The sequence below is a fragment of the Candidatus Bathyarchaeia archaeon genome (genome assembly GCA_038873195.1).
Lineage (GTDB): Archaea > Thermoproteota > Bathyarchaeia > Bathyarchaeales > Bathycorpusculaceae > DSLH01.
The window spans coordinates 930,737-944,127 of record JAVZEV010000001.1; the positions used below are offsets into that span (position 1 = coordinate 930,737).

General features: G+C 41.7%; 14 protein-coding genes and 1 tRNA gene. 9 read left to right on the forward strand and 6 right to left on the reverse strand.

Annotation, left to right across the window (positions count from 1 at the left end; translation table 11 throughout):
* Positions 1-634 precede the first annotated feature (634 nt).
* Positions 635-1,150 (forward strand): hypothetical protein, encoded by a 516-nt coding sequence (locus QXW63_05250; protein MEM3461298.1) that lies wholly within the window; start codon positions 635-637, stop codon positions 1,148-1,150.
* Between the two features lie 60 nt (positions 1,151-1,210).
* Here the strand turns inward: QXW63_05250 and QXW63_05255 are convergent, their stop codons facing one another.
* Positions 1,211-1,666 (reverse strand): hypothetical protein, encoded by a 456-nt coding sequence (locus QXW63_05255; protein MEM3461299.1) that lies wholly within the window; start codon positions 1,664-1,666, stop codon positions 1,211-1,213.
* Between the two features lie 274 nt (positions 1,667-1,940).
* Here QXW63_05255 and QXW63_05260 point away from each other — a divergent pair, with 274 nt between their 5' ends.
* From QXW63_05260 to QXW63_05275, 4 genes are all read left to right on the forward strand, one after another.
* The gene (locus QXW63_05260; protein MEM3461300.1) at positions 1,941-2,186 is read left to right on the forward strand and encodes a hypothetical protein; all 246 of its coding nucleotides are present in this window, start codon (positions 1,941-1,943) and stop codon (positions 2,184-2,186) included.
* Between the two features lie 4 nt (positions 2,187-2,190).
* The gene (locus tag QXW63_05265) at positions 2,191-4,818 is read left to right on the forward strand and encodes a phage/plasmid primase, P4 family (GenBank protein ID MEM3461301.1); all 2,628 of its coding nucleotides are present in this window, start codon (positions 2,191-2,193) and stop codon (positions 4,816-4,818) included.
* 2 nt (positions 4,819-4,820) lie between these two features.
* Entirely contained in the window at positions 4,821-6,098 is a 1,278-nt protein-coding gene (locus QXW63_05270) for a tyrosine-type recombinase/integrase (protein ID MEM3461302.1), read from the forward strand.
* Between the two features lie 16 nt (positions 6,099-6,114).
* Positions 6,115-6,189 (forward strand) — tRNA-Glu (locus QXW63_05275).
* Between the two features lie 22 nt (positions 6,190-6,211).
* Here QXW63_05275 and QXW63_05280 read toward each other — a convergent pair.
* Complete coding sequence (locus tag QXW63_05280) at positions 6,212-7,213, reverse strand: asparagine synthetase A (GenBank protein ID MEM3461303.1); 1,002 nt, start codon at positions 7,211-7,213, stop codon at positions 6,212-6,214.
* A gap of 129 nt (positions 7,214-7,342) precedes the next feature.
* On the opposite strand from QXW63_05280, the gene QXW63_05285 reads away from it, so the two are divergent.
* On the forward strand, positions 7,343-7,879 hold the full coding sequence (locus tag QXW63_05285) for an Lrp/AsnC family transcriptional regulator (GenBank protein MEM3461304.1): 537 nt from the start codon (positions 7,343-7,345) through the stop codon (positions 7,877-7,879).
* Between the two features lie 17 nt (positions 7,880-7,896).
* Here QXW63_05285 and QXW63_05290 read toward each other — a convergent pair whose 3' ends face one another.
* Positions 7,897-8,049 carry a hypothetical protein gene (locus tag QXW63_05290; GenBank protein ID MEM3461305.1) on the reverse strand — a complete coding sequence of 51 codons (153 nt, stop codon included), beginning with the start codon at positions 8,047-8,049 and terminating at the stop codon, positions 7,897-7,899.
* Between the two features lie 210 nt (positions 8,050-8,259).
* Here QXW63_05290 and QXW63_05295 point away from each other — a divergent pair, with 210 nt between their 5' ends.
* Positions 8,260-9,297, forward strand: a complete 1,038-nt coding sequence (locus QXW63_05295; GenBank protein ID MEM3461306.1) for a M48 family metalloprotease — start codon at positions 8,260-8,262, stop codon at positions 9,295-9,297.
* Positions 9,298-9,302: 5 nt separating this feature from the next.
* On the opposite strand, the gene QXW63_05300 is transcribed toward QXW63_05295, so the two are convergent.
* Positions 9,303-10,019 (reverse strand): thymidylate synthase, encoded by a 717-nt coding sequence (locus tag QXW63_05300; protein ID MEM3461307.1) that lies wholly within the window; start codon positions 10,017-10,019, stop codon positions 9,303-9,305.
* Positions 10,020-10,190: 171 nt separating this feature from the next.
* Between QXW63_05300 and QXW63_05305 the strand changes: the two genes are divergently transcribed.
* Together QXW63_05305 and QXW63_05310 are read left to right on the forward strand one after the other, a co-directional pair.
* Positions 10,191-11,033 (forward strand): coenzyme F420-0:L-glutamate ligase, encoded by an 843-nt coding sequence (locus QXW63_05305; GenBank protein ID MEM3461308.1) that lies wholly within the window; start codon positions 10,191-10,193, stop codon positions 11,031-11,033.
* An 8-nt stretch (positions 11,034-11,041) separates the two neighbouring features.
* Positions 11,042-12,538 (forward strand): CoA-binding protein, encoded by a 1,497-nt coding sequence (locus tag QXW63_05310; GenBank protein MEM3461309.1) that lies wholly within the window; start codon positions 11,042-11,044, stop codon positions 12,536-12,538.
* A gap of 3 nt (positions 12,539-12,541) precedes the next feature.
* On the opposite strand, the gene QXW63_05315 is transcribed toward QXW63_05310, so the two are convergent.
* Both QXW63_05315 and QXW63_05320 read right to left on the reverse strand, forming a co-directional pair.
* The gene (locus QXW63_05315; GenBank protein ID MEM3461310.1) at positions 12,542-12,949 is read right to left on the reverse strand and encodes a DUF120 domain-containing protein; all 408 of its coding nucleotides are present in this window, start codon (positions 12,947-12,949) and stop codon (positions 12,542-12,544) included.
* Positions 12,946-13,314 (reverse strand): hypothetical protein, encoded by a 369-nt coding sequence (locus tag QXW63_05320; protein ID MEM3461311.1) that lies wholly within the window; start codon positions 13,312-13,314, stop codon positions 12,946-12,948. Before QXW63_05320 ends, QXW63_05315 begins: the two co-directional genes overlap by 4 nt.
* Positions 13,315-13,391 lie beyond the last annotated feature (77 nt).

The window sequence follows — 13,391 nt, forward strand, 5'->3', positions numbered from 1 at the left end:
TCTTATGTTTTGTGAAAACACTTCGATTGATACTAGCTGATCATGATTCTCTTATGAATGGCTGTTGGAGGGAATAGACAAGTTCAAGGAATTATGAAAGGTTCTAAAACGCCTTAATGTGGTTAGGTTGCGTAAAATGCGCTTGGTAATTTAAGTGTCCGCAAATTTCAAAGAACCTTCACGAAAAATAGAAAACATAGCAGTTTTTAGGGCTATAAACCACATCGCTTTTAATATCGCAAAGGCCTAATGCCAACAGTTCGTAATGTCTCGACATGCGTGCGTTAATCGAGAACAAGTAAAAAATCTTGGCTTTAATTTAATGCCAGTAGCCCTTGACAGGGTTGCCACAGAAAGGCTGTATATAAGGCGCGGTTTAAGGTTTTGAAAAATTTTCTAATAGTTATTTTTTGGGCGTTGTCTGTTAACGTGAATTAACAGAACATCCATTATCATGGGTTTCTAGGAGGGTGGAGGGGTTTTCTAACAGGAAAAACAGAAAAATTGCCAAAGTGAAAACGCAATGAGAGTATAAGTATTGTTGAGGCTTTATTCTCTATAATAGTATATTATTATTACTAGTGTGGAGGGGAGGGGGTGTTTGAGTTTTCTATTTTTCTAATGGGAAACACGTATGCCTCGTCCAAAAAAGTATGTTGATGCGGAACCGCATTGTTTTCATGTTGACGGACAGGTTTATGCTAGGCTTAAGCAGGTATTATCTGAGAGGTTTGGTAAATCCGTAAGCGAAGAGGTTAATGAGTTCTTGAGGAGGCGTTTGGCTGAGTTGGAGGGCATTCAGCCGCCTGCTTATGAGGCTGTTGATTATGAGGCTCTGAAGCGTGAATATGTCAAACTGTTTGATGAGGTTGAGCGTCTTAAAGCTGCGCTTAAGAAGGTTGGATGTTACGATGAGCTGATGAGCTTGGTCCATGAATTGGGCTTAGACTTCGGCGACTTGCACAACATGTGGGATATTGTGCCAAAACTTATGCAAAGCTGGGAAGACCGAGGACAAGCCCACCTCTTCATAAACCTAATGGAAAAAACCAAAAAGAAAAGAGAACTAGAACGCGAACTCACAGAAGCCAGAATGGCTATGTCGCAAAAACCAAGACAAACAACAGCAGTACCGCATCTTAGACTATGAAAAATTTGCCCCGGGGCAAAAAATGCTTGAAGCTGGATCACGAACTTATAGCACGCGATATTATAAGAGGTGTTGAAACTCGTTGAGTATGTTGAGGATTTCGTTTCGAATTTTATGGGCTTCCATTCTTCCCTTTTCTGATAAGCTGTAAAGGTGACCATGACGCCCAGGAGAAACCTCTTTCAATACGTCTACTAACCCTAGTTTTACTAGACGCCTTAAGCTACGGCTAAACGAAAAGTCCACAGAGCCATGGATGTAAACATGTTTTTTGTTCGGAAGCTGGCGGACGGTAATAGCTGACGGTTTTATGACCATTAGTAGGCTGTCCTTAGTCATTTGTGGTACGGTTTTCTTAACCATTTCACCAGAACCTATTTCACCTCTCATGATTTTCGCAAGCATTTTCAGGTCTTTTTTATGCCAAATTTCCACTTTTCCCTCAAAAAATTCCGGGTTCAACTCCGCCTTAAGTAATGTCAAAAGAATCTTTTTCATCTGAACACTAAGTCGCAAACGCTCACCACCTGAATACTGCTTTTAAAAATGGCATACATTTAGCACTTGTTGTATCATGACTCGCGTCACGATACAATTAGCTCTTATTGTATTTTACCCCGGGGCATGAAACTCAACGACAGCTCTTCTTGCCTATTAATAACGTCTAGCTTGTGTTAATGCAAACTTTTGCTTGCTCTGTTTTCTTCGTTACACATTATTTTAAGTTTGGTTTGTCGTCTTAGAGCCCACTCTAATTCTTGCGTATTTATCTAGTGGGTGAGCAGTAAGCGTGCACGTTCCGAAAGTTGAAGAGAGGCGAATTATATGCTCATGGAAAAATGGCTATGCTCAATATTCTTTGACGTTACCTAAGAAATTTGTTGAGTCTCTAAAGGCAAAGAAGGTAACAAGCCTTTATGTGATTTACGATGGTGTTCTCATAGCTTTTCCAGCAAACATCGTTTCAAAGGACGAGCTGATAGCGCTTCTGAACATCCAAAATGAACTTGAAAAGCTGCTTGCCAAGGAGGTCTAGAAAAATGGGGGAGGAGGGAGCCCAAAAGAGAAATACGCTGACCGTGAAGGCTGAGGCTTTCCAATATTTTGAACATGGTTTTAATGTTGTTGCCGTGTTTTTAGAGCAGAGCATTGATGGTAAAGTGATTAAGAAGCCTCTTGTTGAATGGAGCAGGTGGCAAAAGCAGAGGCAAACCATTGAGGAGTTTGAAACTCAACCATGGCAAAATGCGGATGGATTTGGCGTAGTTTGCAGTTGGCCAAACAAAGATGGTTTGTTTTTGGCAGTTGTTGATTACGACGTAAAGAAGATAAGTGAAGAGGCTAAGAAGAAAGGAATGGCACTTTTAAGGAATTTTCCTGTCACACAAATTGAGCAAACAGTTTCAGAAGGACTGCACTATGTTTACTTGAGCAGGGTTAAACCGTCGCCAATAAGCGAATATCATGACAGCCACGCATTGGAGCTTATCGCAGGACCAAAAATTTGCATTATGGCTCCAAGTGAAGGCTACGTTAGACTTAACGACAACATGCCTACAGTAATCGAGGACGCTGAAGCTCTTTTCTATAAAGCTTTAGAAGTAACCGACAAACGTGAAGATACAAACAAGGGTGTTGCGACAAAAGTTTTGCAGAAATGGCTTGAACAGCTCAAACAGCACCTAAAAATGGCAGGCGAAGGAAATCAATACTTCTACACACATTGCCCATTTCACAAGCCAGACAATAACCCAAGTTTCGCAATTCATAAAACCAAATTTTACGCAATCGATTACCATGATGGAAAAGTTTACAGCATAAAGGAGTTGGCCGAAGCTTTAGGTGTAACGCTTCAAGGAGCAAAAAATTTTGAAGGGGTTGAATATGAAGAAGAGAAGATTAACCTTTACATGTTAGCCAATCGACTCTTAGAGGAAACGCCGATAGCCACAGACATCCGCACATATTTGATGTTCCGTTGGAACGGTAAATATTGGGTTGATGATGCTGAAGGCGTTATACATAAACGCCTAGTTGAGGAGGAAGGCGAAAATTACAAGCCCTATCACTTGACAACTTTAACACAAATCATTCAAGCGTTAACGTTCCAGAACGGATTAGAGGAGCCACCGCATAATCTGATATGTTTTGAAAATGGCGTCTTAGACTTAGCCACTATGGAGCTTAAGCCACATAGTTCTAAACTATTTTTCCGTAATATCATCCATGCTGAATACAACTTAGCTGCTCGGGCTGAGGAATTTTTGAATTGGCTTAAAGAAGTTTTACCTGAAGAGGACGCGCAAAAATGCGTTCAAGAAATGTTTGGGTATTGCTTGCTTCGAGGCTTTCCTTTTCATTTTATATTCTTTTTGGTGGGTCCTGGGAGAAACGGAAAAGGAACACTCGTGCGTACTTTGATAAGCTTGTTAGGAAAAGAAAACTGTGTAAGCATTCCCCTTGAGAGGTTACCTGAACGGTTTCAAGCAACCAACTTGATTGGAAAATTGGCTAACGTTGTAAGTGAACCTAAAACCACTTTGGTTACAACGGAAACCATTAAAATGCTTACAGGCGAAGATTTGATAACGGCAGAGTTTAAAAATAAACAGAAAACTGTTCAGTTTACCAATTATGCCAAGCTTATTGTGGTTGCAAACAGGCTTCCACCTATTAATGATTCAAGCCTCGCTTGGTGGGAACGTGTAATCGTAGTAGAGTTTCCAATAGCAATTCCAGAGGACAAGCGGATACCAAACATAGAGGAGAAATGGCTTAATAGCCCTGAAGAGCGAAGCGGAATAATTAACTGGGCTTTAGAAGGCTTGAAAAGACTTCTGGAAAATAAGCGGTTTACACGAAGCGAAACAATGCTCAATGTTGTGGAACAATACAAACGTTGGAGCCAACCAGCACAATATTTCTTGGACAAATATTGCGCTTATGGATCTAACCTATGGGTCACAAAAAAGGCGCTATATGAAGGATTCAAGCTGGTATGCGAAGAAGAAGGCTTACCAATCGTAAGCGAAGAAGTGTTCTCTCGAGAAGTTAGGAAAAAACCCCGAGTTATGTTAGTTAAGAAACGTATCGGCGGCGAAAACCAGCGAGTATGGATTGGAATAAGCGTAAAAGAAGAAACGGGGCAGGTGGGGCAAGTGAGGCAAGTTTTTCTCTCCCCGAAAAAAGTTGAAGCAAAACAAGAGAATAACAAGGAAAGCATAAATTTTAAGAGTAAAGAGGAACCCGACCCACTTGCCTCAGTTGCCCCAATTTCATTTCCTTCTAATGATGAACTATCGCATTCTGGGCAGGTGCCAACTCTTTACAAGTTAAAGGATCCAGAGATGTTTCCTACTGAGAGATGTTTTAAATGTGGTGCAAAGCCTGTCGCTTTTCAAGTGAATTATCCGGACGGGTCGTGGGGGCTATTATGCGCGAAATGTGCAAGTCAACTTTACACGCGCAGCCCATTTTTAACTAGAGAAAATGTAGAGCGGATTTTCAATGCCCTTGCTGAGTTAACTCATTTGAAGAGTTTAGCTCATGAAAGCGAACTAGTGGCGGCTACGGAATTACCATTTGAAGCCGTCATGGCGATACTTGAGCAGCTACAACGCGAGGGCAAGGCTGTTTCAACGGGCAACGGTTTCTGGAAGGTGGTTTAAACGTGACTGAGGCTGAGGAGCGCGATTCTTTTCCGCACGAATGTCTTGAGGCTTCAGGCTCTTCGACGCAGTCTCCTAAATCTCCTCAGCCAATAAGTTGCCCAGAATGTGGTTCTACGAAACTTTATAGAGATGGGCTAAGATACCTCAGCGATGGCTCAAGTGTTCAGCGTTGGCTTTGTAGAAACTGCGGCTACCGCTTCACAGACCCCAACCAAAAAGCCAAAACCGGATGGAGGATTCTTCCATCCGGCTTAAATTCGCGTTCTAGCTTATTCTATTCCTGCCAAGGGAACAATGACCCAGACGGGCGAGGGCCCTCCGCCCTTGAGGCGGTGCAAACCTTGGCCACAGTAGAAAAAGAGAGTGAAAAGCAGGCTGCGGGAGCCACAGAGACAAATACAATTGCAGCGCACATCTTAGATTACGCTTGGAACGCTAAAAAGCGCGGTCTTGCTGAACAAACTATAAAGCAACGTGTATGCAGACTCAAGCAGTTGGTCAAAAGAGGCGCTAATCTCTTAGATCCAGACAGTGTGTTGACGGTTTTAGCTACGAACAACTGGACCGACTCAAACAAACGTGTATTTATAGTAGCCTACAAAAGCTTCGCTAAGACATTTAATATAGCATTTGAACCGCCAAAAACAAGGGTTGAAAGGAAACTGCCTTTCATCCCGACTGAGGAAGAACTGGATCAGTTAATCGCTGGTTGCGGCAAGAAAACAGCAACTTTTCTTCAAGTGCTGAAGGAAACGGGCGCTAGAACTGCTGAGGCATTAAAATTGAAGTGGATCGACATCGATGAAAAATCATGTGTTATCAGAATTAACAACCCAGTTAAGGGAAGTTTGGCTAGAGCTATCAAGGTATCAGCAGAAACAATCGCCATGATTAATGCGTTACCAAAAACAAGCGAATACGTATTCAACACAAACCAGTATACTTTGCGTGCAAATTTCTACGACCAACGCAAAAAGATTGCAAGAAAACTTCAGAACCCACGACTACTGCAGATTCGCCTCCACACTTTTAGACATTGGAAGGCTACCATGGAATATCATAAAACTAAAAACATCAAATGGGTTCAGCAACTTCTTGGGCATAAAAAACTTGAAAACACAGATTTCTATACACAGTTAATAAACTTTGAAAGCGACGAATACCATGTGGCTTACGCCAGAAACTTAGAAGAAGAAAGCAAATTAATAGAAGCTGGCTTCGAATATGTAAGGTATAGCGAGAAAGATGGCGTGGCCATATATCGAAAAAGAAAGTAGACTAGTATAGTTCAGGGCTCCGGTAGTATAGTCCGGTCAAGTATAGCGGCCTCTCGAGCCGCGGACCCGGGTTCAAATCCCGGCCGGAGCACTAAACTCTATCTTGAGGTTTTTTATAGGTCGTATACTAGTCCTGGGATTTTTGGGAACATTTGCGTTTCTCCCACGTGTCTAGCGCTTGCTATCCAGCTGACTAGTCTTTCTATTCCTATTCCGGCGCCTGCGGAAGGTTTTAGTTTTCCTTGTTTAGCCAGATTCAGTAGTAATGCGAAATTTTCTTGTTTGACGTTGTCTCTTTCCATTTTTCTTATTAATTTGTGGTATTCCCATTCTCTTTTTGAGCCAGAAAGCACTTCTCCATACCTTGGCAACAGCAAATCATAGTTGTCCCACTTGCCGTTCTCAAAGTCTTCGAAATCGTAGAATTCGCGGGGAACGTTAGTTATCCATACAGGGTTGGCGATTTCAAGCGTGAGTTGTGTTTCCCAGTTTCTTCCATACTTGTTTTCAAGTTCCTCTCTATCATAAACCTTGAATGGTGTTTCGGGAATCTTTAAACTGTGGTTTCTGTTGAGAAAAGACAATTCAAAACTCAAATTACTTTTCACATTTCTTACCAGCCCAGAAATCATTCTTTCAACAAGGCTTCTCACTTCGCGTGAACTTGCATTTCTGATTTCAAAATCTAACTGTGTAAACTCGTAGGCATGCAATCCACTGTTTGCTCTTTCTATTTTCTCGATTCTCACGTTGGGCGAAAGCACAAATAGTTTTGGCTGGACAAGAGAGCATGCAACAATTTTGTGAACTATCATGCTTTGTGTTGCTCTAACAGTTTTTCCGTAAATCTCTACTTCTACACGCTTCTCGATAGATGCTCCTGGATCTGGCCATAGAGGGTCAGTGGATTTGGAAAATATCACTGGTAGCAGCCACTCGAATCCACTTTTTAGAAATTCGCTGGTGAGATATTCCAGGGTGAAAGTTGTTATTTTGCTGACGTTTTGTTTTCTTTGAATCTCGCTTTGAGAGAGCAACTCTAGAGGCTTTGGTATCTCAACTAGTTTATTCTGAGCTATGGTTATACTTCTTGCGAATGAGGGAGTCCTCTTCATATAATAGCCTCTATACGTCGTTGCTGCAAAATTTGATGCACATTGTTGATTATAAATTTTTTATAAGAAAAATTACACATTTTCCAAAAAAACAAGATTTTTATAGAAAAAAAGTGTAATAATTCCAACATGGAACCCAAACTTGATGAAAAAGATTTAGCAATTCTCGCTTTATTACAGAAAAATTGCAGATTGACCGCGAGAGACATCGCTAGAAAGGTTAATTCACCGATAACGACGGTTTTCGCAAAAATAAAGCGTATGCAAAAGTTAGGCGTAATAAAAGCGTACAAGGCAATTCTAGATTCAAAGAAGCTTGGTAATGCCACAACAGCTTTTATTCTTGTCTCAGTTTCCTACAGAACCAAAAATGATGGAGAACTAATCTCGCAGAGGGAGATTGCGAACGAAATAGTGAAGTTCCCCGAAGTTCAAGAGACTCACATAATCACTGGTGACTGGGATTTACTGATAAAACTTAAGGCTGAAGATGTTGATGCCGTTGGAAAATTTATCATTGATAGACTGAGGTTTATCAAGGGTATAGAGAAGACGCTTACATGCATGGTTTTTGAGACTTGTAAGGAGACAACAGAAATACAAATTAGTGCTAAGAAGAAATCGGACAAATCTTACGAAGAGATAATAAAGAAGCTAAAACGCTAGAAAATGCACGTTCTTGGTTAGTATCTGACGCAAACTCTTCCGCCAAGCTCTTCAACAGTTAACCTTAATTTTTCTATCGCCTTTCGCATTCTATTGTTCACTTCTTTTTGCCAGCCTCGTGAACCGTTCGGAACTTCCACTTCAATTACATATGCGTATTTCTTACTCATAAGTTCCGCCTCCATCTGCCGCGTTATTAAAAAATGCCACTGCAGAGTATATAATGGATGTGAAGTTGAAGTATGAATTCTACGTATTTGTAAGTCAGATTCAGAATCCATCTTCACAAAAGTAAATATGCAAATGCATGGAAAACTTAAGCGTTTATTTTAAGAAAAACTTAATTCCGCAGTTGTCATGTCGATATTGCTGGGAAAAGCTTGGGCAGATTAGCCGAGTTAAAGTTTGCAATGGGAACATCCATATTTCTAGTGGCATTAATATTTGCCGTGTTCTTATCCGCCATAATGCTCATTCTCAACTTTCCATTAATCTACGCAGTGATAGGCACAGTGCTGTTTATTTTGCTTGAATATCTCATCGGACCAGCCATCGTTGCAAGCTCAACCCGCCTACGCTACTTAGAAGCAGGAGAAAATCCATGGCTCGAATCAACAGTGAAAGAGCTTGCAGAAAAAAGCGGAATTCCAATGCCAAAGCTGGCTGTAGTGCCAGAAGACACGCCTAACGCTTTCGTGTTTGGCAGAACCGCAAAAGGTGCCACTCTCGCGGTTCACGAAGGACTCCTAACAAAACTTACCCAAGAAGAAATCAAAGGCGTTATCGGGCACGAGTTGGGTCACATAAAACATAAGGATTACATTGTAATGACCGTTCTTTCGGCAATACCGCTTCTCGCTTATCTCATCGCGAGAGGAACATGGGAAGTAGTGAGGTTCAGCGGCTCATCGTCAAAGAAGAAAGAAGAAGGCAGCATAAAAGCAGCTTTCATCGCAGCGGCAATAGTATCATACATCGTCTACATAATCTCGCTTTTATGCGTGATGCGCCTCAGCAGACTTCGCGAACATTACGCTGACGCCTATTCTGCCTATCTAACAGGTTCACCTAGAAGCCTACAAAGCGCGCTGGCAAAAATCACATATGGCTTGTCGCTTTCTTCAAAACCTCCGTCTGGAGCCAGAGCTTTCTATATAGGCGACCCCGCAATGGCTAGAGAGGAAGTTGATATTGTGATGGAGAAAAAGCAGGAGTATGACCTAGACAAGGATGGAGTGCTTGACGAGAGAGAACTGGAGTTAGCAATGGAAAAAGAAGCCAAATCAGCATGGGCAAGAATAAACACGTGGTTTGCTACCCACCCGCCAACATTTAAACGAATATTGCTTTTGCGTGAAATAGAAGGGGAAATGCAAAGCGGAAAATACACAAGCGACCGCATATATGCCAAAATATAGCAGGGTTAAGGTTGAGCCGTTGCTGTTTGACTGGACAAAACGCGTCTCGGAGTTTTCTTTGGGTTAATCAAATCCTCAACTATTTTGAACTGTCTTTCGTATATGTGGCAATTTTTGCTGTGAAAGATTAGTTTGCCTGTTTGAAGGTTTAAATTTCCTCGTTCATTGATTTCTGACACAAGCGCTTCTGCAAACAACTGAATCCCCGCGATGTTAGCTGGCAAACCGGCATAGGCGTCCCATGACCTAAAATAGCAAGTCAAGTGCAATTGCTCATCAAGTATTTCTGTGTCTATTAAACTCAAACATGGAGGCTCATGTTTCTCGTTTCCAATTTTCTTTTTAATGTCCTCTGGCATTCTTATAACAAGAGTTACTTGCCTATCGTTTCTTTCCTCCAGATATCTTTTAATTGCTTCTTCGACTTGGTCAACTGGTTTTCTGAGCCTAGAGCCGTACGTGTAAGTTTCGTCTTCAATAAGTCCCGACCACAGGTATTTTAGTGCGTACCATTGAACGTATTTCATGTCGCATGGAGCCTTATCATCCACTAAGGGTCGGTTTTCTGGGTGGAGAATTTCTATGCTTACGTTAAGCTTCTTTGTAAGAGAACATTCAGACCCGTACTTAACCTCGAACGTGTCGCCGTTCTTCCATATCTCATTCAACGTTTTATACCAAGCGTCGGGACAGTCGAACGCTTGAATTTTAACGTGTTTCATTAATTTTGAAACCCCCTCTGAACAGTGCCCTCTGCATGCACGCGTTAATCGGTCAGTATAGTTTAAAACGTTATTTATTTCCTTTTAACAGTTCTAAATCTTTTTTGACAAAGTGTATTCCGAAGCTTTTAACAATTTAGCGCGGTATTTTGAAATGCTGATGCGGTTTAAATGGTCAAGTATAAAGTGCGAGTTGTAACAACAAAATATTGGCGTCCGGGAGAGGATTACTTAAGAGAAATAATCCATAATGTCAAGGGAAAGATTGCTGATGGAGATTTTGTTGTTGTTTCGGAAAAGGCAATCTCAACAGCATCAAATAATATTATTGACGAAGGCACTGCTGAGCCAAGCTCCAATGCCAAGTTGATTGCCAAGTTCTGGATGCGCATAGTTTGGGGCTATTTTCTGGGTCGGCTGTGTCGCCTTCGTAGGAGACTAATCCAGCATCTCAGAAACTATCCTTTAGACAGCGGAAGCCGTCACAAACAAGTTGCACTACAATATGCAGGGCTTTTGCAAGCTTTAATGTTTGGTTCGGAAGGCGGCATCGACGGAAGCAACTTACCATACTCGTATGTTAGCCTGCCATTAAACAACGCACAAGAGATAGCACAAAAAATACACTCGCAAATTTGGCTGAACTTGCATAAGAAAGTATCAGTGATAATTGTGGATACTGACAAGACCTACTCGATTATGAATTTTCACTTTACTCCACGCCCAAAACCAATCAAAAGCATCCATTCATTCGGCGGTTTCCTCGCATATGTTGTTGGACGATTTTTAAAGCTCAAGCGAAGAGCCACACCAATAGCTGTGGCTGGATGCAGATTGCCTACGGAAAACGCTTTAGAAATAGCTGAAATTGCGAATCGCGCTAGAGGTTTTGGCGCTGGAAGAACTGTTTGGGACATGGCGGAAAAATTCAAAGCTGGACTAACTGACGTTAGCTGGGAGATGCTTGAGACAGTAAAGCATAAACCCATAGTCATTGTTAGAAGCAAAAGGTGAAAAACTTCATGGAATCAACAATTAAGCAATTAGACGCCTTCTTTAAACCAAAATCCGTCGCAGTTGTCGGAGCAACAAAAAGGATAAACAAGGCTGGGCACGTGATTTTCAAAAATTTTGTTGAAAACAAGAGAAGAGGAGTTTTCGAAGGAGAAGTTTTTCCAGTTAACCCCAACGAGGACTCCATTTTAGGATTCACATGCTACCCCACATTGACGAAAATTCCCGGCAAACTTGATTTGGTCGTGATTGTTGTTCCCGCAAACATTGTTCCAAAAATAATGGAAGACGCAGCATCCAAAAAAGTGAAAGTTGCAGTCATCATCAGTTCAGGATTCAGCGAAATCGGAAACTACGAACTTGAAAACAAAATTGTAGCAACTGCCAAAAAAGCAGGAATACGCGTTCTAGGACCAAACTGCCTCGGAGTTTACGACACAAGAACAGGCGTGGACATGCTGTTTCTGCCAGAAACAAAAATTCTCACAACCGGAGACGAGGTTGTAGCAACTCCAAGACCGTTAAAAGGAGACATCGCAATCGTCACACAAAGCGGCGCCTTCGGCGTTTCAGCACTTGACTATTTAACCGGACGCCAAATCGGAGTCAGCAAGTTTGTAAGTTTCGGCAACAAATGCGACGTAGACGAAGCTGAAATGCTACATTACCTTTTGTATGATGACGAAACCAAAGTTGTTCTGCTGTATGTTGAAGATATAAAATCTGGAAGAGAATTCATCAAAATAGCTAAAAATGTAACAAAGAAAAAGCCAATAGTGGCGCTTAAAGCTGGAAGAACAGAAGCTGGCGCAAGAGCCGCCGCCTCGCACACTGGCGCCATGGCTGGTTCAGACAAAATATATGATGCTGTTTTTGCACAGACTGGAGTCTTAAGAGCAAAGGACATGGAAGAGTTTTTTGACGCGGGAAAAGCATTGGCTATGCAGCCGCCAGCAAATGGAGAAAACGTGGGGATAATCACCGACGCAGGCGGTCCAGGCATAATGGCTGTCGACGAATGCGAATTGAGAGGATTAACGGTTAAACGTTTTTCTGAAAGCACAATTCGAAAGTTTGAACGCTTAAAGGAAGAAGGGAAACTTCCAAAGTTTGCAACCAACTCAAACCCGGTGGACGTGACAGGATCTGCAACTTCGGAGATGTTTGAATATGCAACGGAAATTCTCTTTCAAGACCCAGAAATCCATGGCATAATACTGCTAGGTTTACATCACACTCCCGCCTTGCAGGAAGACTACATTGACAGAGTAGCAAAAGTCGCAAACAAATACGAAAAACCCATAGTCGCATGTGACATCGGAGAGACAGAAATGGCTTTACACACGCGCTTCAGATTTGACAAACTAGGCATTCCCGCTTATCCTTCGCCGGAAGACGCTGCAAGAGCTATGAACGCCTTGGTAAAATATGGACTCTACTTAAAGAAAAGTGGATGCTTACGGGAATATGTGAAAAGTTTTCTGAAAAACAAACAGAAACAGTAGCTTTCAAAGCATTAGATTAACTTCGACCAAGTCGCCATCTTTAAGCTGAAATTTTTCTTTCAAATTTATCGGCGCAATAACTTCAACAACATCATCTGGATAATTTGCGATTTCGGGAATAACAATCGCACATTTCGTTTCACCCATAAAAAAGGCGGGTAAGCATCTTCCACGGCAGAAACCCTTTTCAGGCAGAATCTCTATCGATGCCTTTTTTAGCTGTTTCTTAAAACCAACGTAGCCGTCGAGTAATTTTATGTTTAATGTGCCAACGTAGGGTGTGAAGCCAAGTTTCTCCTCTATTTGCTCTTTCACCCACGGCAAACTAGTGAATCGTGAACCTTCGCCGCTTCCAGAGAAAACCTTCCCTTTAACATTCAGTGTTTTCAGTTTTTTTATCGCATGATTCATTTTTGTTCTTTCAACCAACTCGCAACTTTTCGGAACATGGGGTTAGAAGACATGTCTATGATGGGAACTATTATCTTTTCTTTCGTTTCAATCGTGGATTGATATTTTGGCATCAGTGAATATCCAACAAAGGTCCAATAAACGCGTTTTTCTTCAATTAACGCCTTTGCGGCGATTTCTGTTGAAGCGGGAAGCGGAAAATAAAGAAATACGACACCGTCTGCCCAGTAAAGTCCAGCAGGTTTGCCTCCGGCGATGACGGAAATGAATCTTGCTATGTCGTCTGGGTTTGAGAAGTAGTTGCGTTCCATTATGACTATTTCTTTAAAGGGTTCAAATTTCACATCTACGTTGCCTTCGCTCATTCCTTTTCACCAAATTCTCAACTATTCATTAATGCTGGGATGTTCCCTTTTAATCTTGTCATGTTTCTAGAAAAAGT